Source organism: Hyphomicrobium sp., from assembly GCF_019753045.1.
GTDB lineage: Bacteria > Pseudomonadota > Alphaproteobacteria > Rhizobiales > Hyphomicrobiaceae > Hyphomicrobium_B.
Map to the genome: position 1 here is coordinate 35,701 of NZ_JAIELN010000003.1, position 23,041 is coordinate 58,741.

18 protein-coding genes are annotated in these 23,041 nt (G+C 60.4%); 9 read left to right on the forward strand and 9 right to left on the reverse strand.

Annotation, left to right across the window (positions count from 1 at the left end; translation table 11 throughout):
• Nucleotides 1–268: 268 nt before the first annotated feature.
• Both K2Q04_RS03305 and K2Q04_RS03310 read right to left on the reverse strand, forming a co-directional pair.
• A complete protein-coding gene (locus K2Q04_RS03305) occupies nt 269–1,432 on the reverse strand; it encodes a DUF937 domain-containing protein (RefSeq protein WP_291159196.1) in 1,164 nt (387 codons plus the stop codon).
• A gap of 389 nt (nt 1,433–1,821) precedes the next feature.
• On the reverse strand, nt 1,822–2,727 hold the full coding sequence (locus K2Q04_RS03310) for a Kdo hydroxylase family protein (RefSeq protein ID WP_291159198.1): 906 nt from the start codon (nt 2,725–2,727) through the stop codon (nt 1,822–1,824).
• 577 nt (nt 2,728–3,304) lie between these two features.
• On the opposite strand from K2Q04_RS03310, the gene ykgO reads away from it, so the two are divergent.
• Both ykgO and K2Q04_RS03320 read left to right on the forward strand, forming a co-directional pair.
• Complete coding sequence (gene ykgO / locus K2Q04_RS03315; RefSeq protein ID WP_013216601.1) at nt 3,305–3,430, forward strand: type B 50S ribosomal protein L36; 126 nt, start codon at nt 3,305–3,307, stop codon at nt 3,428–3,430.
• Nucleotides 3,431–3,513: 83 nt separating this feature from the next.
• The gene (locus K2Q04_RS03320) at nt 3,514–4,248 is read left to right on the forward strand and encodes a tetratricopeptide repeat protein (RefSeq protein WP_291159200.1); all 735 of its coding nucleotides are present in this window, start codon (nt 3,514–3,516) and stop codon (nt 4,246–4,248) included.
• Nucleotides 4,249–4,291: 43 nt separating this feature from the next.
• Here K2Q04_RS03320 and K2Q04_RS03325 read toward each other — a convergent pair whose 3' ends face one another.
• The 4 genes from K2Q04_RS03325 to K2Q04_RS03340 all read right to left on the reverse strand — a co-directional run bounded on the left by K2Q04_RS03325 (nt 4,292) and on the right by K2Q04_RS03340 (nt 9,028).
• Complete coding sequence (locus tag K2Q04_RS03325; protein WP_291159202.1) at nt 4,292–5,623, reverse strand: TAXI family TRAP transporter solute-binding subunit; 1,332 nt, start codon at nt 5,621–5,623, stop codon at nt 4,292–4,294.
• A gap of 149 nt (nt 5,624–5,772) precedes the next feature.
• Entirely contained in the window at nt 5,773–7,218 is a 1,446-nt protein-coding gene (pyk, locus tag K2Q04_RS03330) for a pyruvate kinase (protein ID WP_291159203.1), read from the reverse strand.
• Nucleotides 7,215–7,643 (reverse strand): DUF1036 domain-containing protein, encoded by a 429-nt coding sequence (locus K2Q04_RS03335; RefSeq protein ID WP_291159746.1) that lies wholly within the window; start codon nt 7,641–7,643, stop codon nt 7,215–7,217. The genes pyk and K2Q04_RS03335 overlap by 4 nt, the downstream gene beginning before the upstream one ends.
• An 89-nt stretch (nt 7,644–7,732) precedes the next feature.
• Nucleotides 7,733–9,028 carry a glycerate kinase gene (locus K2Q04_RS03340; protein ID WP_291159748.1) on the reverse strand — a complete coding sequence of 432 codons (1,296 nt, stop codon included), beginning with the start codon at nt 9,026–9,028 and terminating at the stop codon, nt 7,733–7,735.
• Between the two features lie 212 nt (nt 9,029–9,240).
• Between K2Q04_RS03340 and K2Q04_RS03345 the strand changes: the two genes are divergently transcribed.
• The 3 genes from K2Q04_RS03345 (at nt 9,241) to K2Q04_RS03355 (ending at nt 11,322) form a co-directional block, all read left to right on the forward strand.
• The gene (locus tag K2Q04_RS03345; RefSeq protein WP_291159205.1) at nt 9,241–9,549 is read left to right on the forward strand and encodes a DUF1244 domain-containing protein; all 309 of its coding nucleotides are present in this window, start codon (nt 9,241–9,243) and stop codon (nt 9,547–9,549) included.
• A 277-nt stretch (nt 9,550–9,826) separates the two neighbouring features.
• Nucleotides 9,827–10,120, forward strand: coding sequence for a DUF2312 domain-containing protein (locus K2Q04_RS03350; protein WP_092864014.1), 294 nt, complete (start codon nt 9,827–9,829; stop codon nt 10,118–10,120).
• A 272-nt stretch (nt 10,121–10,392) separates the two neighbouring features.
• Nucleotides 10,393–11,322 carry a LysR substrate-binding domain-containing protein gene (locus tag K2Q04_RS03355; RefSeq protein WP_291159208.1) on the forward strand — a complete coding sequence of 310 codons (930 nt, stop codon included), beginning with the start codon at nt 10,393–10,395 and terminating at the stop codon, nt 11,320–11,322.
• A gap of 5 nt (nt 11,323–11,327) precedes the next feature.
• On the opposite strand, the gene K2Q04_RS03360 is transcribed toward K2Q04_RS03355, so the two are convergent.
• The 3 genes from K2Q04_RS03360 to K2Q04_RS03370 all read right to left on the reverse strand — a co-directional run bounded on the left by K2Q04_RS03360 (nt 11,328) and on the right by K2Q04_RS03370 (nt 17,176).
• A complete protein-coding gene (locus K2Q04_RS03360; RefSeq protein ID WP_291159213.1) occupies nt 11,328–12,881 on the reverse strand; it encodes a DUF882 domain-containing protein in 1,554 nt (517 codons plus the stop codon).
• A 216-nt stretch (nt 12,882–13,097) separates the two neighbouring features.
• Nucleotides 13,098–15,221 (reverse strand): L,D-transpeptidase family protein, encoded by a 2,124-nt coding sequence (locus K2Q04_RS03365; RefSeq protein WP_291159215.1) that lies wholly within the window; start codon nt 15,219–15,221, stop codon nt 13,098–13,100.
• Between the two features lie 446 nt (nt 15,222–15,667).
• Nucleotides 15,668–17,176: a sigma-54 dependent transcriptional regulator gene (locus K2Q04_RS03370; RefSeq protein WP_291159217.1), complete on the reverse strand. Its 1,509-nt coding sequence runs from the start codon at nt 17,174–17,176 to the stop codon at nt 15,668–15,670.
• Nucleotides 17,177–17,515: 339 nt separating this feature from the next.
• Between K2Q04_RS03370 and K2Q04_RS03375 the strand changes: the two genes are divergently transcribed.
• The 4 genes from K2Q04_RS03375 to K2Q04_RS03390 all read left to right on the forward strand — a co-directional run bounded on the left by K2Q04_RS03375 (nt 17,516) and on the right by K2Q04_RS03390 (nt 23,035).
• Nucleotides 17,516–19,363 carry a M3 family oligoendopeptidase gene (locus K2Q04_RS03375; protein ID WP_291159219.1) on the forward strand — a complete coding sequence of 616 codons (1,848 nt, stop codon included), beginning with the start codon at nt 17,516–17,518 and terminating at the stop codon, nt 19,361–19,363.
• 193 nt (nt 19,364–19,556) lie between these two features.
• The gene (locus K2Q04_RS03380; protein ID WP_291159221.1) at nt 19,557–21,473 is read left to right on the forward strand and encodes a potassium transporter Kup; all 1,917 of its coding nucleotides are present in this window, start codon (nt 19,557–19,559) and stop codon (nt 21,471–21,473) included.
• A 169-nt stretch (nt 21,474–21,642) separates the two neighbouring features.
• Nucleotides 21,643–21,786 (forward strand): aa3-type cytochrome c oxidase subunit IV, encoded by a 144-nt coding sequence (locus K2Q04_RS03385; RefSeq protein WP_291159222.1) that lies wholly within the window; start codon nt 21,643–21,645, stop codon nt 21,784–21,786.
• A 109-nt stretch (nt 21,787–21,895) separates the two neighbouring features.
• Entirely contained in the window at nt 21,896–23,035 is a 1,140-nt protein-coding gene (locus K2Q04_RS03390; RefSeq protein ID WP_291159224.1) for a Re/Si-specific NAD(P)(+) transhydrogenase subunit alpha, read from the forward strand.
• Nucleotides 23,036–23,041: the final 6 nt, after the last annotated feature.

The window sequence follows — 23,041 nt, forward strand, 5'->3', positions numbered from 1 at the left end:
AGTGCCCACCATCGAAACCTCCGGGTTCGATGGTTTTTCCGGAACAGGTTCACCTTGAGGCGATCGTGTAGTCTCGGCTGCTTTGCGCCGCTGCTCCGGACAACGTCTGCCCTAGCATCGGTATTTCGAGCGAGCGGCGCGCCGCATCACAGCCTTGGGCTTGATCAGTGGCTGAAATCAGTTTCGACCAACAAACTGAGATGGCCAACGGACAGCGCATACGGTCGCCGAACGGCGACCGCTTATCGAATCTATTTTGTTCATCCATTCAGGCCGTCGTCAGCGCATCGAACTGAGTGTGAACTTTATCGATGGCCGGCTTGATGATCGGGCTCACCCCAGGAATCGCGAGCGCCTTGTCGAAGACCTGATCAAGCGCCGGTCTCGTGGCGATGATCGTGTTGACGACCGTTTTGCGGGACTGAGCGGGAAGCTGATCGAGGAGCTTCGTCAGCCGGACAAATTCGTTTGTGGAATTTGTCAGCGGCGTAACTGCCGCTTGGGCTGAACTCACGTCTTGAACGCTGATAATCGCGGAGCGCATGCCTGTCTCCGCGTCGGCGAGTTGCGTGCCAATATCGACGTCACCGACCTTGATGCCACGCAGATTTTCGAGCGCCTCAATGGATGCGGGCTTCGGGCCGAGACCAGCGGCGCCTGTGCTGGCTCCGGTGCCTGCCGGTGCCGTGGCCGGCGGAGGAGTATTGAGAGCAGTCTCCGTCGGGCTTGGGCGCCACCAGTGCCAAGCGAGGCCGCCGAGTATCAGCGCGGCGATTGCCGGAAGTACCCAGCCCCATGATTGCATATAGGGAGACCGGTCCGATGATCTCGGTGTCGGTGGCGGCATCGCGGTGTAACTTGGTCTCGCCCGCGCATCGGCCGAAGCGCCAAGACCATCGAGAATGCCGGTGCCGCTAAGATAATTCGAGAAGCCAGCGGGAAGCGCACGGGTGATATTATCTTTCTGGGAACTGAGCAAGTTTGCGAGGCCCGTCGCATCGAGCCCACTCGCGCGCTGCTGCTGGCCCAACGCGCCCATCACGACCGGTCCGAGCAGGCCCAAAAGGCTCTTCGAGCCGGCGCTCCCAATCCCTGCGTACTGTCCGACCGCGTTGGTGAGTGCAGATATTGTTTCGCCGCCAAGAAGCGACGTGAGGGTGCTGGTGCCTGTTTCAATAATGTTCGACTGCGTAGAGCCGCCGAGCATGTTGCCTAAACTCGAGAGCAATCCAGGCTGTTGTCGCGCAATGGCGCCATTCAGCGCCGCAGCGCCGTTGGGTCTTGAAACAAGCGATGTGAGCGCAGCCAGTAGGCCGGGGATGCCAGCACTGATTGCTTTTTCTGTGAGTGTCCTATCGAGGCCGAGGCTCGAAGCAATACGCGATACCAAACTAGAGCTGAGCATCTGAGTGATGTTGGAGACCAAGTCCATGGGGCAACCTCCTTATCGGTTGTCCCCCCGACGCGAGAATTCCCCCAACGTTGCTTACTTACGTGCCGTCGCTTTGGGGTGCTGATCTGAGCCTTGTTGATCAGCGTACACACAATATGGCCATATGCGCGCTCATCCGACGATAGTCTAGGCCGTTTTCTGGTAAGAAATTTGGAGCCAATCGGCGCGCAGATCGTCTCGAAGTCGTTTAAGAAAAACTAACCAGAGACTTTTCGCTCGCGTTCTGAAGAGGTTCCCGCATGCGAGCTGCGTTATTTCAACTTTACATGCATTTTTTCTAAGCAAACGGCCGCCCGGTACGCAAGGCGGCCGTCTCACTTAAGCAAAGTTTCGTAACGCTTACCCGCGTTGCGCACGAGAGCCTTGCTTCAGTTTGTTGCCGGAGCCAGCGAGCGCCCGGTCATCCGTTCGAGAACGCGCAGAGGGGACCGGTCGGGCCGCTGTTGTGCAGCGACCGGGAGTTCAAACGTTTGCTCCAATGCGAATTGGCCTCTCGTTGCGGCGTGCGCGACCTGATCCGTGAAAACCACCCACGTGCTGCCTGCTGCGAAGGCGACCTCCTGGCGCGGCGCGTCGCGCTGATAGCGAGTGTCGCCTTTAGCGCGGTCGTGCAATTGCAGCATGATGTGATCGTAGGGTGTTCTCGGCTTTTTGGTGATGCCGAGCGCATACTCGATGCGCGAAAGGCCGGGCACCGCGGGTCTCACGCTCGGCAGAAACCTTCCGGCAAATGCTTCGAAAGGTTCTCCCACTTGCCACTGACGCGGCTTGCCGGCGGGATTGATGTTGGTGAACACGCGCAAGATGCGCGCTCCCCGGCACGGCCGCGAAGGAAACGTATCCAGATGGAGGCGCCGATCGTCTTTGCGATAGGAGGCGGGCTTTCTACCTTCGATCTCCTCCGGCCGAAAGCTGGTTCGCCCTAGCTGCAGGCGTGGGGCGTACCCAGGCAAAAGCGCCTGCATGAACTGCTGCGTGTAAGATGCGTACCGCCGCATCATCACCCTTAGTTGATCGTTGTCCGTTCCCTCGACCTTAGTCCCGCGCAACTTGCCCTCGTTCGGATCGAGGCTGATGTTTTTTGCCTTGTGGTTGGACCAGGCTGTGGCCAGCAGAAATCTTTCCGGCTCATCGAGCCGAAACGAAAGGTGTCTGAAGTAAAGGATGCGGCCGTCTTCCAAGCTGCTGACCGCCCGGCGCTGATCTTCAGGCGCGAACGAGTCATTCCACATGGTAGCGCTAAATATTTCGAGCGACGGATTCCCTGAAAGCATTGGCGGCTCCCAATATCGGTGCCTGATGAAGTAAAAATTCGTGCGAAATAAAAATCCGACCCGGCCTAATAAAAATGCGGGCCTATGCGAGCATTACCGTCGAAAAATCAGTGACATGCCGGGGGTGCCGAAAAATCCGGGCAAGCACCGGCGGAAAGAAGCACGGCCGCGAGGGAGTCGAGAAGCTGCCATCCGGCCTATTCAGGGGCTAGCCTTCTGCTTATCCACAGAAAATCCGGAAGTCAGAGGGCTCAAATGCGTTGTAATGAATATGGTGGCCAAGCTCATATTGGCGGCGATTGAGCTTTCAATCCGCAGTCCGGGGCGTCTAAATGCAAGGGCGGGATGCTCCCGGTGGCCTGCCGGAAAATTCGCCCGGATTCCGGTGGCTTAGACCTGAATTGGCCGTCGTTTTCGGGACTTTGGGCTTCGCAGCTGATTCCGGCGCGGCTTTTCGTCGGAATGGCCTTGTTTTCCCGGCTTCTGGCGGTTACAAGCCCGGCTTCCATCTCTTTTGACATGGTCAGGGTCGGAGGGTCGATTTCCTCTCGCGCCTACCATTTTAACCGGTGTCGTTATGAAAGTTAGAAATTCCTTGAAGTCCCTGCGCTCACGGCACCGCGATAACCGCGTGGTCCGCCGCAAAGGCCGGGTTTACGTCATCAACAAGACTCACCGCCGCTTCAAGGCCCGCCAGGGTTGAGATCGTTGCGCCAGAGCGCGACGTTACGGCGAATTCACGAGAGTCTTTTTGACCAAATCCCATGCCTCGATTAGCTTCGAGGCATGATTTTTTGCGCACGCCTTCTTCTCCTACTTTTGGCGGTCTCGGCCGGCGCGGCAAACGCCGCAGCCGACGATGAGCTGCTGAAGACCCGGCCTTTCCCCGATGTGCCCGGACCTGCGCCCGCGCGGCCGCGGGAGGAGCTGCCGGTAAAGAAGAAGTCGCCTCCGGTCGCCCCTTCACCCGGTGCTGCTGCAAGCCAAAAGGGCGAACCCGGCATGATGGGTTTGCCCTGGCCGAAGACGCCGGAAGAAACCGCCAAGACCCTCGATAACCTCTACGCGTTTCTCGCAACCGAGAGCGATCATCGCCAAGGGGGCGAAATCGGTGCGGCCATTGAGCGGCTCTGGCGGCTCGAAGGCGGCGATACCGTCAACCTGCTCATCGATCGCGGCGAGATCTTCTCTTCTCGAAACGAGAACGAGAAGGCGATGCCGTTCCTGGACGCGGCGGTGGAACTCGCGCCCGAATACGCCGAGGCGTGGAGCCATCGCGCCTATGTCGAATATCGTCTGAACAATTATACGGCTGCGCTGGGCGATCTCCGGCGTGCGCTTGCTATCGAGCCGAACCACTTCCGGGCGCTGGACGGCATGGCGAAGATTCTCGTTCTGATGGGTGAGAAGAAGGCCGCGCTCGAGGTCTACAACCAGCTTCTCAAGGTGCACCCGAACATCGAGGGCGCCGAGACCGCGCGCGATAAGCTCAAGAAAGAAATCCAGGGACAGGGGATCTGAGTCCCCGCGCCCGGCACGTTCAATAACTCCCGCAATTGAAGCGTCAGAACCGTCCGGCGAACGTCAGCCGACGGCGCGCCAGTTCAATGTGCTGGCGCAATTGATACAGCCGGTCAGCAAAGCCAAGTGGAATCGGCAGGTTGTCGACAGCCGCTTCGATCGTCTCGAGATCTCGCAACTTTGCCGCGCGTTCCTCGGAGGTTGTTGCGCTCTTGGCGGAGGCCTCCAAACGCTTGAGTTCTCCATACCAATGGATGATGCGGCGGCGAATGCGCCAGTCATAGATCTGTGGCGCGAAGCGCAGCAGCGGAATGAGAATTGGCACCAAGACCACAAGAGAGATCATCAAGCGATCAACGGTCGTCGCCACCCAAAACGGAACGTAGCGCTGCAGAAGAGGCGCTCCCGAGCGGTAAACCCGACGCGCCTCGTCGGAAAATGCGAATTCCGGATCGTTGGCCGTCGGGAATTCGCCGGCGTTCTGAAACAATTGCACTTCGCCGGCATCGTTGACCGTCGACTGTCCATGCACCTCTTGCAGTGCCTGGGCCAGGAGGTTGACTAGCGCTGGGTGCAGGCTCTCCCGCACCACCACTGCTACGGTCGTTGCAATGAGCGTGGTGTCGCTATGTGGGACGTTGGCCGCGAAGTCGACGACGCCCTCTCGCAATACGAGTCGTGAAAGGAATGGGAAGCGCTGGGCGTAAGCATCAGCGTTCGCAAAACTCATAAAGTGAATGTCGGGAGTTCTCAGCAGCCGCTGGATCGTTTTTGCCTCGGGCGCGAGCACGAGAAAGCCGGCGTCCGCCTCTCCCTTGGCGAGGAGGTCGACGTAATCCGGTAGCTCGTGATTGATCAGCGTCGCCGTTTCATTGGTGATGCCGTTGGCTGCGAGGAGCCGCAAGGCCAGGCTACTGGTTCCACTGCCTGCAGGGCCAACCAGTATGCGCTTGCCTTTGAGCTCGGTTAGCCGCTCAAGCGGCGTGCTGCCGTTATAGAAAACCCAAAGCGGCTCATATGCGATGCGCCCGAGGGACAGCAACCCGTGCGTGTCATTGTTCAGTGCAAGTCCGCCTTGGACGAAGGCCGCGTCCACGCCAGAGCCAGGGTCAGATAAAGATTTGAGATTGGCCAGCGATCCGCCGGACTCGCGGATTTCGAGCTTGACGCCGTTGCGTTCAAAGACCGCCCGGTACCGCTCGGCATAACGATAATAGGGGCTGCCGGCAGCCGCTGCCGACAGCACGAGCGTATCGGGCGGCGCCGGATGAGCCAAACGAAAGGTAAACCAGGTGGCGGCGGCGACGGCCAGCAGCACCGGCACCGCGATGAGCAGCAAATCGCGAAGCTGGAAGCGCACAAATCTAGATCGCATTGGATGTCCCCCCGACTTCAATCGCTACGTGCCAGCAAGGGACATAACACGATGGATAGCCGCGAACATGTCACGTCTATTGTGACTGAGATGCTCAAGGGTAGGGGGCTAGAGAAACCCTGCGCGGGTCGCGCAACATTTCGACGACTTTAGACCTCTTCAGCGATCGGGGCGCCGGATTCGTCGACGAAGGCGATGCGGATCATATTCGTTGCGCCGGGGCTTCCGAGCGGAATGCCAGCCGTGATGAGGATGCCCTCGCGGGCTTTGACGAGGCCTTCCTCGAACGCGATACGGCAGGCTTTCCGGACCATGTGCGATAGGTTTTCCGGATCGCCCGTCAGGATCGTGTGCACGCCCCAAACGAGGGCCAAGCGCCGCGCGGTCGACTCGATCGGCGTCAGGCCGATGACCGGGATGCCCGGCCGTTCGCGGGTCACGCGAAGAACCGTCGAACCGGTCGCCGTGTAGCAAACGATCGCGCCGAGGCGGACCGTGTCGGCGATGGCGGACGCGGCGGCGGCAATTGCGTCGGCGCCCGTTGGCTGCGGCTCCGTCTGCGTCGCGTAGAGCATCGGCTCGTAAACCGGATCGTGCTCAACCTGGACAGCGATCTTGTCCATCATCTGGATGGCTTCGACGGGATATTGGCCAACGGCGCTTTCCGCCGAAAGCATGATGGCGTCGGCTCCGTCGAAGACGGCGGTTGCGACGTCTGAAACTTCCGCGCGCGTCGGCATGGGCGAAGAGATCATGCTTTCGAGCATCTGCGTCGCGATGATGACGGGCTTACCGGCCGCCCGCGACAGACGCGTGATCCGCTTCTGAATTCCTGGAACTTTCTCGACGGGCATTTCGACGCCGAGATCGCCGCGCGCGACCATGATGGCATCGGATGCCGCGATGACGTCCTCGAGGTCGGCGACGGCCGACGGCTTTTCGATTTTGGACAAGATGGCCGCGCGGGTGCCGATCATTTTCCTGACGTCGTGGACGTCTTCAGCGCGCTGGACGAACGACAGCGCGACCCAATCGACGCCGAGCTTCAGCGCGTGCGCGAGGTCGGCCTTATCTTTCTCGGTGAGCGGACTGATCGGCAACAGCGTGTCGGGCATCGAGATGCCCTTGCGGCTTGCCAGCATTCCACCGGTCAGGACTTCGGCTTTGATCTGTACAGGCGTCGTTTCGACGACGCGCATCTTCAGCTTGCCGTCGTCGAGGACGAGCATGTGGCCGGGCTTGATCGCCTCGAATATCTGAGCGTGAGGCAGGTGGACGCGCTCTTCGGTTCCGAGCGTTTCGTCGCGATCAAACTTGAAGATCGATTTCGTCGCGACGTTCACACGGCCGGTCTCGAAATTGCCGATACGGAATTTCGGGCCCTGGAGATCGGCGAGAATGCCGATCGGATGGCGGTGGCGCGCGGCGCAGGCACGGACGGCGTTGTAAAGCGTCTTGGAGCCATCGTGTGTGGAGTGGCTCATGTTGATGCGGAAAACGTCGACGCCCGCAAGAAAGAGCCGCTCGATCATTTCCGGTGCAGCAGACGCGGGTCCTAGCGTCGCTACAATCTTGACCCGCCTGTTACGTCTCATTTGTCTGCTTTTCCTTGCCCGGGATCAGTGAGGCGGATGGTCCACTCTTTTGCTTCGCCGGTATCTACTTCAAAAAAACCCGTGCGCTTATATCCGCGTTTGACGCAATCCTGAACCCCCCTGATGGCGAAGGATTTTTCAGTCGTGCACATGTCGTTTTTGCCGCCCCACTCGCCGCCGCGATCGTAATCAACGGCGTGCACGTAGACGAAGCGGCTCGGAAGCGCGCCTTTCAGAAGCGTTTCGCAGGTCTGAGAGGCTATGTTCCACCAGCCCTCCGTCGCCCAGCCTGACGTGTCTTGATATCCGATTGCGACGCCGACCCTGCTTGATGTGGCATTGCATAGCTTCAAGTCGGCGTGCGCGGCCGTCGCATAGAGGCAAAAGCCCAATGAAAGCGCAAAGTTCCGGCGGAGAGTGCGCATGCGGAAGCGGAGTGGCACGTCAGAGCCTCCGGTCTCGAAGGTGAGAATTCCGGTCGTAAGTCCTGTCCGTCGCCGAGGTCGTTCGCATTTTACGGGTCAATAAGGATAACCCGGAAATCGTTGACGTTCGTTTGGGTGGGGCCACAGAGGATAAGGTCGCCGAACGGACGGAAAAATCCGGTCGAGTCGTTGTTCTCCAGGAACTTGGCGGCATTGAGATTGGCGGCCTCCGCACGCTTCAGCGTATCGGGGAAAACCATTGCGCCCGCCGGGTCGCCGGCGTTGCCGCCGCCGCCGTCGATGCCGTCTGTATCGCCGGCAAGACCTGCAATTCCAGTCGCGCCATCGAGGGCCAATGCGAGGCCGAGGGCGTATTCCTGGTTCGGGCCGCCCGAGCCGTCGCCGCGGACGGTCACGGTCAACTCGCCGCCCGACATGATCGCAACCTTCTCGTGCTTGCGCTTGGCTTCGAGCGCCATTTCAGCATGGGCGCGTGCAACGTCGCGCGCTTCGCCTTCGAGGTCGTCGCCGAGCGATACGACGCGGTAGCCGAGTTCGCGGGCGATTTTCGCCGCCGCTTCGATCGATGCTCTCGGAGCTGCGACGATTTCGTAGGTCGAATTCGCGAGCTTCGGATCGCCGGCCTTTAGCGTTTCATTCGCGGGGTCGGCGAGGGCCTTCGCGATTTCGGGCGACGGCGTGATTTTCCATTTTTCGAGGACGGCGCGTGCATCGGCGAGGGTCGAGCGGTCAGCGACCGTCGGGCCGGAACCGATTTCGTCGGGATTGTCGCCCGGCACATCGGAAATCGCGAGCGTCAGAAGGCGTGCCGGATAAACGGCGGCTGCGAGCTTGCCGCCTTTGACTTCGGAGAGATGCTTGCGAACGCAATTCATCTCCGAGATCGGTGCGCCGGATTTGAGCAGCTGTTTCGTCAGAGCCTGCTTCGCTTCGAAGCTGACGCCCTGGACGGGCGCGGCCCAAATGGCCGATGCGCCGCCCGACAACAGGCAGAGCACGAGATCGTGGGGGCCCGCACTCTTGGCAAGGGCGATGGCGCGTTCAGCGCCGACGATCGAGTTCGCATCGGGGACCGGGTGGCCAGCTTCGAGGATCTTGATGATGCCGGTCGGGAGGCCAAAACCGTGCCGGGTCGAAATCAGGCCCGATATCTTATTCTCTTGCCCGGTGGCGATGTAGTGCGCTTCCGCCGCGACGGCCATTGCGGCCGAGCCCTTGCCGGCGCCGATGACGATAATCCGGCCGCCCTTTGGCACGGGCGGAAGGTGCGCCGGCAGGCAGACCGAGGGGTGAGCTGTTCGATGCGCGGCTTCGAACAGCGTGCTCAAAGTTTCGCGGACGCCGCCGTTCGACCCGTCTTTCATCATATTGCCCTGGCCGGTTCCTGGTTGTTTTGTGATTGTTGGTCTTGGTTTGCGCAAACGCCTGACGCGCGTCAAGGCATCAGAGGCCGCAGCCAGACTTCGGGTTTGACCTGGGGGTCCGGCAGGGGCTCGGATGGGGGCTTCCGGGTGGCTGGAGCGGCGCTTATGTCGTAATTGCCTTTCGAGACAGCCGGAGAAGCCAGGAGCTCAATATGAAAACATTCGATCCGCAGACGACAATCGAGCTCGAGGCGGCGGTCTTTCGGCGCCTGGTCGAGCATTTACAGTCGCGCACGGACGTTCAGAACATCGATATGATGAATCTGGCCGGGTTCTGCCGGAATTGCCTTTCGACCTGGATGTCGGACGCCGCCGAAGCCAAGGGGCTCGAGCTCTCCAAGGATGACGCCCGCGAGATCGTCTACGGCATGCCATTCAAAGAGTGGAAAGCCAAATATCAGACCGATGCGCCCGCCGAGAAGCAGGCGGCCTTCGAGCAGAACAGGCCGCGGGATCATTAGAGACTCTTTACATTGGCGCCGGCGACACGCGTTCCGCGCGCCGGCCGCCGGCGCGGGAGAAGTTTCTGTTTAGCCCGGCGACTCCCCGCCGGGGAGCCGGCCGCCGGGCGAGTTCCGCGAGCCGGCCGCCAGCGCACAGAAGTGAGTCGCGCCGCGACATATACAACGTCAAGTCCTCGGCTCGATATTATCCCTTGGGATAGCTGTGCTCGTCGCCTTGCTGCGAAGAGGCTCGGCCGATAGCGTCGGCGGGCACTTGATATCAGTAGGAGCCTTCATGAGCACGCTTCAAGCCTCAGCGCAAAATCAGCTGCGCCAGTTCGTCGAGCAAATCGAACGCTTGGAAGAGGAAAAGAAGCAGCTCGCGAGCGACATTCGCGACAAATACACCGAGGCGAAATCTGTCGGCTTCGACGTCAAGGCACTGCGCCAGATCGTGCGGCTTCGCAAAAAGTCGAACGAGGAGCGGCAGGAAGAGGAAAGCATTCTGGAAGTCTACATGCATGCGCTCGGCATGCTGGATACTGTTCCCGACACCTCGGTCGTCGATAAGATGATGGCCGCCGAGTAGGCGTCTGCCTCGTGCTTGCGGCACGTTTGCTCGCGTGCCGATCGGGGCCCCTGCGCGGGCTTTTCTGGTTACCCTTGCAACCTGAAAACAGCACCGCCCCATCCCCATTCGGCGCTGGGGGCCGGGACGGTGCTGGCGATGACAGCCTCACGGCGGTCGTCTATCTGCGCGCGGAAAAGTGATATCGTTTCCACGCGTCGGATTATTCACGGTACCGCTCGACTGTGATAAGGACAAATCGTCATTTCTTGTCCTATGCATTAGTCCCGCTGATGACCCACGTTACTCTGAAGCAGCTTCGGTATTTCGATGCTCTCGCGCGCGAGCAGCATTTCGGACGCGCGGCCGATGCGTGTGCGGTGACCCAGCCGGCGCTCTCGATGCAAATCCAGGATCTCGAGGCGTCTCTCGGGATCGCGCTCGTCGAGCGCACGCGCAGCGGCATCAAGCTGACGCCGAAGGGCGAGGAAATTGCCATTCGTGCGCAGCGGCTGCTCAACGATGTCCGCAATCTCGTCGATTATGCGCAGCACGCCGGCGGCATTCTCTCGGGCACGCTTCGGCTCGGAGTCATTCCCTCAGTCGCGCCCTATCTGCTGCCGCCGTTGCTGCCCCTTCTCAAGGCCAAATATCCGGACCTCGAGCTGCATGTTCGCGAGACGCAAACTCAGCCTCTGACGGAAGAACTCGTCGAGGGTAAGCTCGACGTTCTGCTTCTCGCTCTTCCGATAAAGAATCCCGACATCGAAACGCTGCCGATTTTCGAAGACAGGTTTTTGCTGGCTCTGCCGAAGTCGAGGAAGCTCTCCGGCCGCGTTCGCGCGACGAAGGAAATGGTCGAGCACGATCGGCTGCTTCTGCTGGAAGAGGGGCATTGCCTGCGCGATCAGGCGCTCACGTACTGCAGTCTGCAACAGGTCGACGACGTCAATACGTTCGGTGCATCCAGCCTTTCGACCATCGTCGAGATGGTGTCGGCAGGATTTGGGATCACGTTGCTTCCTGAAATCTGCCTCGGGGTGGAAGGCCGGAGCCGGGAGATCAAGATCATCCGCTTTGTCGACCCCGAGCCAGCGCGGTCCATTGGGCTCGCATGGCGGCGCTCCAGTCCGCGGCGCGACGATTTTCTAGCGCTGGGACAACTCGTGGCTGAAGCGGGTCAGCTCTCGCTGAAGCGAGGCGCTCAGGCCGTGCAGGTCTGACTGGGTCAGCGCGCGCTGGTTTGAACCGGCCTGCTCTCAATACCGGCTGGCATTCTGTTTTGCTCGATCTCCAGCAGGGCTTCGGCGTGCACGGCTTTGCCCTGGAACTGGTCGGACTTCGACGATTCCGCCAATTGCCGGCCGGGTCTCAGCTTCATCGGCACGATGCCGCCGACGTCATCCAGAACATCAAGGGTCGCCGCGACGTCGGGGGCCTGCATTTCGGCAAGAAGCTGGTCGCGCGGGGCCGGCGTGTCGCTCAGAAGCGGCGCGAGCGGGAAGGGCCGATAATCGAGTTCGTCAGGGTGGTCGTCGTCGAATTGCGGGGCTTGCGCCCAGCCGTTGCCGAGGCTTGCCGGGTGCATGTCGGTGCCGACGGCGGGATCGAGGCTCGCGACACGCGCCGCCGGTGACGGCGCTGCGGGCTGACGGGTTTCAGCCAGGGCGACGGCTGCCAGGGCCTTTTGTGGCCGGACGGCGGGGCGTGGTCCTTGGACGAGTTCAGGCACCGGCATGGTGGCTGCGGCCGTCACCAAGGCGTCGAGCTTGCCGCGATCCGCCTGCGAGGGAAGCGTGAAGCGTGACGAGCGATCGACAAGCTTCGGCGCGGACTTGAGCTGGGGCGCCGGTTGAGCATCGGGCTCAAGCGAAGCAACTTGTGCCGGTGCAAACGGGCGCGGCGCTGTCAGGGCCGGATCGGGTTCGGTCGTCAGGTTGACGTTTCGGCGCAGCGAGCCGTCTGCCGTTTGGGCCACGGGCCGCGATGGGTTTCCGAGAGACGCGACGACGTTCAGGCTCTTTTTCGGCGGGCTGATTCCGACCGACGCAACCATCGTTCTAGACGTGCCGGGCGTCCGGCGATCGTGGAAGAATTCGGCGACCTGAGTTGCGAGTTCGCTGTACTTGCTTTGGGCAGCCTTGACATCGCTCGGTGTGATCGGCCGGCCGTCGTCGGGAACGTATTTCGAGCGGCCGTTCGGGAAGAGCAGAGCGAGTTCCTGGCGCGGCATGCGCGGCCACATGCGGACGTTTGCGGTGTCGATGTGAACGAACGGGATGCCTGACGTCGGGTAGTAGCCGACGCCACCGCGTTCGCGGATCAATGCGGAGTAGCGCATCTTTTTCAGCGGAATGTCGGGGAACGTGATGTCGATCGCCTTGCCGGTGATGTGCTGGCTCTGTTTGGCCTGGCCGCCGCGGGTATGGCGCAGCATTTCATTGGTGCCCGAGGAGCGGTAACCGCAAATAATACTTATGGGCTCTTTGGAGCCGAGTTCTTCGTGCATCTCCCACGCGATATCGAGCGTTGCCGGAGAGATTTCCTTGACCTCGTTCTTGCGCCAATCGCGCATGATCCAATTGATCTGCTTCAGCGCTTCGGGAATGTATTGGCCGTTGCGCTTGTACGTGACGGTCAAGCGCTCTTGGGTGTGGATGTGATAGAGCGAGATCGTGCGTTCTTCGGGTTCGCCTGCCGCCGTCATCTTATCGGCGTGCAGAAACACGGACACAACAAGCGTCAACGAGCCCAAAACCAGGCCTGATCGGCGAAAGGCCACGAATTCCCCCGTCCCTACTAAATCCCCGAGCCCGACTGGGGCCAAAAATGCTCGGCCATTAACGGTTAATCCCGAACCGTTAAGAGGCGGTAACTATCCTGTTCGAACATTTAAACGGTTGGAAAGGGCGATAAAATGGCCGGAATGCTCAGGTCCGGACAAACGACAGCCGGCCAATCAGGGATCGGCCGGCTGCGGAAGATCAGTTAGCGGAGGTTAAAACCCGCCCAAAACCTGCTTGAAGAAGCCGCCGAGGCCCGGGTCATATTTCTTGCGGCCACGATTGTCGCGTTCGTCGTAGCTGCCGAACAGCGAGCCGAAGCCGTCGCCGCCCCAACCGTCACCCTGCGGAATATCCTCAGGCGAGACTTTCTTTTCGTCGGCCTTGGCGATCTGGTTCCAGCGGCCGGCAAGCGCCAGATTGATCCGCTTCTCGTGACCGTAGACGTCGCCGAAGGTCTGGACTTCGCCGCTGTCGTCGACCCAAGCGGTGAAATACGTGACGTGGACGGGTACCGGCTGGTCGAGGCTGATTTCGTTTTCCTCGGGCCCCTTCGCAATGAGGTTTTGGACCATGGACGCATCCCAGCCCTTGTCCTTATCCAGAAGGATTTCGGCAAGCTTCACAGGATTGCGGACGCGTATGCAGCCGTGGCTGAACGCACGCGTGCTTTCATTGAAGAGGCTCTTGCTCGGCGTGTCGTGCAAATAGACGGCGTGCTTGTTCGGGAACAGGAACTTCACGACGCCGAGGGCATTACTTCCGCTGGGCGGCTGATAGACGTTGAAGTTGCGAATGTCGTTGCGATTCCAATCGACACTGTAGGGATCCATCTTGCGGCCGTTGCGCTCCATGACGAGGCCCTGGCGGCGAAGCGGATCGCCGCCGGCTCTGAGGCTCGGCAACAACTCTTTGATCTTGATGGAATCCGGCACGTTCCAGCGCGGCTGGATCACGACGGTCCGCATCATTTCGGAGAAGATCGGCGATTGCGTATCGGGACGGCCCGAGACGATGCGCTCCTCGTGAATGACCTGGCCGTCCGAGATCACGCGGACTTTGAACTCGGGAATGTTGACCATGATGTAGTATTTGCCGAGGTCATCCGGCATCCAGCGCCACTCTTCCATGTTGGCGACAAGCTTCGCGTCGCTCACGTCGTTGCTGGCGTTGAGGGACCGGCGTAGCGCTGCGGTGATCGAGGGATTGGCCGGCTGAATTCCCTTGCTTTCCTTGTAAGCGACGACTGCGGTGGCGAGCGCCTTATCGTAGTAGGTGTCGTCTGCGGGCGAGCCGTCGTCCTTTACGGTCGCGGCAGCGACCTTGAGGCGTTTATGGAGGATCGCGATCTGGGCATGGCTGGCGCCGGGCATCAGCTTCGGGCCGTCCGCGATCTTCAGAGCTTCCGCTTCTTTGGCATTGGTGCGGAGTGCCAACAGCTTTTCGCGCAGACGAATGAATTGCGGATGCTTCGGGTGAAGCTCGGTCAGATACGTGCCCTTGTCCGGGACGCTCGCCAAACTATCGATGACTGTTCTGCGATCGAGAACCACCGGTTTCCGGTCGAGATACGTACCGAGCTGGGAAGACGGGTCCGTGATCCGGTCGCCACGCGCATCGCGCGCGTATTCCATCGCGGCGAGCGACAGCCGTGTCTCGGCGGCGGTCAGATCGTCGAGGTTGAACTCGCCATTGGCACCAGGTTTGAGATCAGCGATTTTGAAGTCGGCCGCACGGAGGCCCCAGCTGTCAGCGTCTTTGAGGGTCGCGATGACGTTTTTTGCGGCGTCGTTGTAACCGGTCTTGCCCACCCAAAGCGTCGAGCCCATGCGGGAATCGTAGAATTGGATCAGGACCTGGCGATCCGCCTGGTCGGTGCCTGCCAACGTTTTTTTGGCGTTGTCCTGCAGGTAGCGGGAAACGGGAAGATAGAGGAGGTCGTCCGAGGGGACGATCGTGCGGGCTGCCGCGGTGCTCTCGGCGGGTGCTGCAGCAGCGTCAGCGGGCGCAGCGGTTTCAGTCTTGGCGGGCTCTTGGGCGGGCTCGGCAGAAGCGGGTGCAGTTGCCGCAGCGGGCGCATCAGCTGACTCGGCGGGCGGTGTTGAAGAAGGTGCAACCTGCGGTGTTTCCGGCGTCGTCTCAGGCGTCGTCTCCGGCCGCATTGCGGTCTGCGGAGCGTCAGACGTGGCGCCTCCAGATCTATCATCGGGTGCGGGGTCTGCAGTCGATGCGCGATCCGCTTTATCGGTTTGTGCAGTATCGGATTCAACAGCGAAGGCTGCAGATACCGAGCCGGTGGTCAGCAGCAGGCCGACCGCCAGAAGTGTCGCGACACGCATAGAAATTTTCACCTCTTAGTTACCGGCCCTAGATACGCGCCAGCACTCCGCCTTACTAGCCCGATCGCGCGACATGGCTGTATTGCACAGCGCTGTGGCGAAACTGTTGCTGTTTCGTGCTCTGGAAGCGTATGCCGGCAATAATGACGCCGCCTGTCCGACGAATGCGCTTAGCTAACAAAATTGGGCGAAGAAAGTTGCGATTTTATTGAATTCTGTGTCGTGCCGGGCCGCAGCTTCATGTCGCGGTATCCCAAAAATGCAAAAGCCCCGGATGCAGCCAGGGCTTTTGCGGGTGAGGACGAAGGGGCCTCCGCTCTCACGTAATTAGATAGTTCGGCCACCGGGCGAGAATGTGACGACTAGGTGAAGCTCGTCAGGCAAGACTCGGCGTACTCCGGCGCGGGGTCCGAACTCTGCCGAATTCACGCCGGGTCTTTTGGTGCTTAGTTGGTGCGGGGCTCTAATCCGTATTCCTGCATCTTCCGGTAGAGCGTCGAGCGGCCGATGTTGAGCCGTTTCGCCACTTCCGTCATGTGTCCGCGATAACGGCCGAGGGCCAATCGGATCATGTCGGCTTCGATCGCCTCGAGGGAGCGAATTTCGCCGTCCTCCGCGACCGCCTGGATGCCGAGCGAGCTGCCGGAAATCTGCGACTTCATTTCGACCGTGTGCGGCACGGTGTTCTCGGCGCCGAGGAGAGCCGGTCCGGTGTATGCCGGCGGCTTCTGAACGGCTGCGGGCGCTGCCGGGATCTCCGTCTCGAAGCCTTCGACGTGGGCTGCGATCTGCGGGAATTCGGCAACGGAAAGCTCCGGTCCATCAGCCAGAACAACGGCACGGAAAACTGCGTTCTCGAGCTGGCGGACGTTGCCGGGCCAAGAATACGACTGAAGCAGTTTCATCGCGCGGTCGGAGATCGTCGCGACGCGCTTGCCTTCTTCGGCGGCGAAGCGGGCAATGAAGTGGCGGGCAAGCTCTGGAATGTCTTCCACGCGCTCACGTAGCGGCGGCACGAAAATCGGGAAGACGTTGAGGCGGTAATAGAGGTCCTCGCGGAACTTGCCGTCCTTCACCTGCTGGATCATGTCGCGGTTGGTCGCGGAGATGAGGCGGAAGTTCACTTTCACCGGCCGCTTGGCGCCGACGGGATCGATCTCACCTTCCTGCAAAGCGCGCAGCAGTTTCACCTGTGCTTCGAGCGGAAGCTCGCCGACTTCGTCGAGGAAGAGCGTGCCGCCGTCGGCTTCCTGGAACTTACCCATGCGCTTGTCGACAGCGCCGGTAAAGGCTCCCTTTTCGTGGCCGAAAAGGATGCTTTCGATGAGATTTTCCGGGATGGCGCCGCAGTTCACGGTGATGAACGGCTTTCCGGCGCGATCGCTCTCGCCCTGGATGGCGCGTGCGATCAGCTCTTTGCCGACCCCGCTCTCGCCTTCGATCAGCACGGGGATGTTCGAAGCAGCCGCACGTTTGCCGAGCGTGATGACGCGCTTCATGGCTTCGCCGCGCAGAACAAGATCTCCGAAGGTCAGCGTGCCGTCGACCGTCTTCTTGATGCGATTGATCTCGTCAGCGAGCGCTTCGATCTTGAGGGCACTCTTGATCGATACGTCGAGCCGCTCGGGCGAAGCCGGTTTGACGACGAAATCGACTGCGCCGCGGCGCATCGCATTGATGGCCGTTTCAATCGAGCCATGCGCCGTTTGAACGATGATCGGCGGCATGCCGGCTACACGGCCGATGCGATCGAGAACCGCCATGCCGTCCATGCCGGGCATGACAAGGTCGAGCAGCACCAAGCCAATCTGTGAATGCTCGGGGCCTTCGAGAATTTGGACCGCCTGTTCGCCGGAACCGCAAGTTCTTGTCTCGAAACCGAACCGCTTGATCGTTTCTTCGAGAATGCGACGCTGGGCAGGATCGTCATCGACGATGAGAATACGCTTGGACATTTGCACGCAACTTTACTCTTACGGACATACCGGTCAGCTTGCTGCGGGCGACGCCGGAATTGACCCAGCTTCAAACACGCGGTGACCTAGAACTTACGCAACGAGTGAAGATTGCCCGACAAGGGTAAATGTAAGGTTTCGGATTGGCACAATATTCTTCGCGCATCGGTAAGCGGCTGATGTGGCGCGGAAGTTTTTGCTCGCGATGACTGTTTCGGACGTTGCAGAGCCCACTCGATGCGCCGTCAGTTTCGCAAAAGGGGCACAAGCCCACTCGAATTTCATCTTCGGCGAGCCTGTGGTAAGCCACCACGAAATTTCCGTTTGTAAAGGACACCCATGCGCAGTCAGTCTTTTTCGGACATCAACCTCGCCCCAGAAGCTCCTTCGCAATCGCCCGCAGATGGGCAGTCGCTTGGAGCGATGCCCGAATGGGATCTGAGCGACCTCTACTCGGGTCCGGATGCACCTGAAATCCGGCGGGATCTCAAAGAGGCTGCCGCTGAGGCGACGCGCATCAAGGCGACATACCAGGGTCGTCTCGCGGACCTCGCGAAAGACGGCGACAAACTGATCGCGCCCATCAAGGACTACGAGAAGCTCGCCGATCTCACGGGCAAGCTCGGTTCTTTTTCGGGGCTGTACTACGTCCTGAACCAGACGGACCCGGCGCGCGCCAAGTTCAACGCCGATATCTCGGAAGCGCTGACGAAGCTTTATACCGATCTCATTTTCTTCGAGCTGGAACTCAACCAGATCGACGATGCTGTCATCGACGAGGCGCTGAAGCACGCAAGCCTCAAGCGCTATAAGCCTTGGTTCGACGATCTCAGGAAAGAGAAGCCGCATCAGCTCGACGAGAAGATCGAGACGCTTTTCACGGAGAAATCGCAGACGAGCCGCGCAGCGTGGAACCGGCTGTTCGACGAGACGATGTCGTCGCTCCGCTTCCAGGTCAAAGGCTACAAGGAGCCATTGTCGCTGGAGCCGACGCTGAACTTCCTGTCGGATGCGGATGAGAAGAAGCGCAAGGCGGCGTCAGAAGCGCTGTCCAAGGTTTTCAAGGCCAATCTGCCCCTGTTCACGCGGATCACGAATACGCTCGCGAAGGACAAGGAGATTTCCGACCGTTGGCACAATTTCAAGGACGTCGCGGATAGCCGTAATCTCGCCAACCGCGTCGAAGGGCCAGTTGTCGATGCGCTCGTGTCGAGCGTGCGAGCTGCCTATCCGCTGCTTTCGCATCGCTATTATGCGATGAAGGCGAAGTGGCTCGGCAAGAAGAAGCTTGTGTCATGGGACCGAAACGCGCCGCTGCCGGACAAGCCGGAGCGGACGATTTCGTGGCCCGAAGCCGAACAGATCGTGCTGCGCGCCTACAACGGTTTCGCGCCCGAGATGGCGACGATCGCGAAGCAGTTTTTCGACAAGAACTGGATCGATGCGCCTGTGCGGCCGGGCAAGGCGCCGGGCGCGTTTTCGGCGTCGACAGTTCCGTCAGTGCATCCTTATGTGATGATGAATTATCTGGGTAAGCCCCGGGACGTCATGACGCTCGCGCACGAACTCGGTCATGGCGTGCACCAGTGGCTGGCGCGCGATCAGGGTCCGCTGCTTGCACCGACGCCATTGACGCTTGCCGAAACGGCGTCGGTGTTTGGCGAGATGCTGACGTTCAATTCAATCATTTCCGAGACCAAGGATCTGCGCGAGAAGAAAGCCATGCTCGCCGGCAAGGTCGAGGATATGCTCAACACCGTCGTGCGCCAGATCGCGTTCTATACGTTCGAACGCAAGGTGCATGAGGCGCGCCGGGAGGGCGAATTGACGTCCGACCAGATCAACAGCCTGTGGCTCGAGGTGCAGGCGGAAAGCTTAGGACCGGCGATCGACTTGAAGCCCGGCTATGAAGTCTTCTGGACTTACATTCCGCACTTCATCCACTCGCCGTTCTATGTCTATGCCTACGCTTTCGGCGATTGCCTCGTGAACTCTCTGTACGGTCTTTATGCCGAAGCACATCCCGAGTTCGTTCAGAAATATTTCAGCCTCTTGAAGGCCGGTGGCTCGAAGCACCATTCCGAACTTCTCGCCCCGTTCGGGCTCGACGCCCGCGATCCGGAGTTCTGGAACAAGGGGCTTAAGGTCATCGAAGGAATGATCGACGAATTGGAGAAAATCGGCTGAGGGCGGCATTACGATGGCAGCAAAAATCCTCGGTGAGGGGGCGCGACGAATCCTTCCCAAGGGCATTGTCAAGCGGAGAACCGGCGTTTGCGGGGGGTGGGAGGCGAATTTGCCGCTTCCCAATGACCTGACGTGGGAGTAGAAGCCCGCCACTTTGCTGCGATGCAGCCTCAGATAAGGTCGAGGTGCCTGAATGGCACAAGCGCCCGCTTCAGGTCAGTCCGCCGCCGAATACGGCGTCGGCGAAGGGCATCATAGTAAGAACTTCTGGGCATTGGCGGTGGGCTCGGTCGGCGTCGTCTTTGGCGACATCGGAACCAGCCCGCTCTATGCTTTCAAGGAGGCCATAACTGCCGCCGCCCATCGCGGGTTGACGACCGCCGAGGCTGCGCTCGGCGTACTGTCCCTCATTTTCTGGGCGATGACGCTCGTCGTCACGATAAAATACGTGCTGCTGCTGCTCCGTGCCGACAACAAGGGCGAAGGCGGCATGTTCGCACTGATGGCACTCGGGCAGACGGTCGCCCGGCGCAGCGCTCCGTTGCTTGGCGCGCTCGGCATTGCCGGCGCATCGTTCTTCTACGGCGATGCTGTCATTACGCCGGCGATCTCGGTGCTTTCCGCGGTCGAGGGCCTTAAATTGATCGCGCCGCAATTCGAGCGAGCGGTCATTCCGGTCTCCATCATCGTTCTCGCCTTTCTTTTCTGGATGCAATCGCGCGGCACCGATCGGGTCGCGCGTTTTTTTGGTCCGGTCATGTCGATCTGGTTCGTCGTGCTGGGGCTCGGCGGTCTCGCGCATATCGCCGATAATGTGCATGTGCTTTTTGCGCTGAACCCAGTCTACGGCATGATGTTCGTTTACCATCACGGGTTCCTGGGACTGACTGTGATGGGGCTCGTGTTTTTGGCCTGTACCGGCGCCGAAGCGCTCTACGCCGATCTCGGACATTTCGGCCGCCGTCCCATCACGGCGTCGTGGGTGTACTTCGTCATGCCCGCGCTCGTTCTCAATTACTTCGGGCAAGGTGCGCTCGTCATGAACGACGCGGCCGCGGTCGAGAATCCGTTCTACCGCCTCTACCCCGATTTCATGCTGATCCCGATGCTCATTCTTTCGACGTTCGCAACGGTGATCGCCAGCCAGGCTGTGATAACGGGCGCATTTTCTCTTACGCGGCAGGCAATCCAGCTCGGGCTCGTGCCGCGGTTCGAGATCCGGCATACGTCCGAGAGCATGGCGGGCCAGATCTACATGCCGAGGGTCAACTGGATCCTCTTCATCGCCGTTCTGGTCGCGATTTTCGCGTTCCGCACGTCGTCCAATCTGGCGGCGGCGTACGGCGTTTCGGTTACGGCCGCCATGGTCATCGATACGCTGATGGCGTTCTTCGTCATTTGGAAGTGCTGGCGCTGGCCGCTCTGGCGCGTAGCGCTGATCGTCATTCCGCTTCTGCTCATTGAACAGGCGTTCTTCTCGGCCAACATTCTGAAGCTCTTCGAAGGCGGCTGGGTGCCTCTCGCGATTGCGTGCATGCTGGCGATCATCATGTTCACGTGGGTCCGGGGAACGCGCGTTCTCGCCAAAGTCACGAAGCGAAACGAGGCGGATCTCGACTGGCTCGTGCGCAAGCTCGAAGCGAAGCCACCGCATCGCGTATCGGGAACTGCCGTCTTCCTAACCGGCGATCCCTATGCCGCGCCGACGTCTATGATGCACAACCTGAAACACAACCGGGTCATGCATGAGCGCAACATCCTGCTCTCGATCCGGACCGAGGAGACGCCCCGCATCGCACGGCAGGAAAGGCTGACGATCGAGCGGATTTCGGATCATTTCGTCCGCATCATTGCGCGTTACGGCTTCATGGAGACGCCGAGCATTCCGAAGATCCTCGAGCATGCGCGCCGCAAAGACTTCAACATCGATATCGGCTCGACATCATTCTTCCTGTCGAGGCGGTCGTTGCGGACGACGGCGAAATCCGAAATGCCGCGTTGGCAGGAGCGCCTGTTCATCGCGCTTGCAGGCAGCGCCGAGGATGCGACGACCTATTTCCAGATTCCGACAGATCGGGTCGTCGAGGTCGGCACGCAGGTCGCGGTCTAGCGCTCCACGCCGGTCCGCGTCGATTTTTCATTCTTGCTTGGTGGTTCTGCAGATCCAGCGGCGATCGGCGTCAGCCCCCCGTCCGCTCGATTGATCTGCGACACCTTGAAGCTCGCGGCGACTTGAGATACCAACCAGGAAACGAACCAACCGCCTAGGGGAGAAAGCCTTGAGCATCGATACGTCAAAGGGCAGTCCGTCAATGGACTATCAGCAGCACGTCGAGACCTACCAGATGTTTCTCCGTCTGACGAAGTACGGCATCGTTTTTCTCGTCATCCTGCTGGCCGGAATGAAGTTCTTCCTGGTCTGATGCTCGGTTTCCCAGGCACAACAGACAGACTCAAAACGGGGCGGGCCGTATAAGGGCTGCCCTTTTTCATATCGGCCGCGCAGTCCCTCCCGCTGAATTGGACCGAGACATGGTTACGATAGCTGTTACCAGTGAACCGGCCGACGAGCCGCGCGTTGCGGTTTCGCCCGACACTGTCAAAAAGTTCTCAGCCCTCGGCGCGCGCGTGCGCATAGAGCAGGGGGCGGGTCTCAGATCGCGTTTCTCCGACGATGCCTACCGGGCTCAGGGGGCCGAGATCGTCAGCCGCGCCGACGCGCTTTCCGGTGCCGATATTCTGCTCGCCGTGCGCCGGCCATCCGCTGAAGACATCCGGGCATTGAAACCAGGCGCCATCGTCGCCGGGATGATCGATCCGTTCGGCGATCGCGCGGGTCTTGAAGCACTCGCGGGCAGCGGCGGTACGGTGTTTTCCATGGAACTGATGCCGCGGACGACGCGCGCCCAATCCATGGACGTGCTGTCGAGCCAGGCCAATCTCGCGGGCTACAAAGCGGTCGTCGACGGCGCTTCGATGTTCGGACAAGCGCTGCCGTTGATGATGACGCCTGCCGGCACCGTTCCGGCCGCCAAGGCTTTCATCATGGGCGTCGGCGTTGCCGGGCTGCAGGCCATCGCCACAGCGCGGCGGCTTGGCGCGCAGGTGACCGCAACGGACGTTCGTCCGGCGACGAAAGAGCAGGTTCAGTCGCTCGGCGCGAAGTTCATCGCGGTCGAGGACGATGAATTCAAGCAGGCGCAGACGGCTGCCGGATACGCGAAGCCGATGAGCGCCGAATATCAAGCGAAGCAGGCCGAGCTTATCGCGAACCATATCAAGAACCAGGACCTCGTGATTACGACGGCGCTCATTCCCGGGCGTCCGGCGCCGAAGCTCATCACGCGTGCGATGATCGAGAGCATGAAGCCCGGGTCCGTCATCGTGGATCTCGCGGCCGAACGCGGCGGCAATACGGAGCTGACCGAAGCCGGCAAGACCGTCGAGACGCCGAACGGTGTGAAGATTTTCGGGCCGCTCAATCTTGCCGGCACGATCGCGGTCAATGCTTCGAGCTTGTACGCTCGCAACCTTTTGGCGTTCATCGAAACGATGATCGACAAGAAGGAAAAGACGCTTGCGGTCAATTGGGACGACGAGCTGATCAAGGGGACTTTGGTCGCCAAGGACGGTCAGCTCGTGCATCCGAATTTCGCGACGAAGACGGCATGAGGAGCC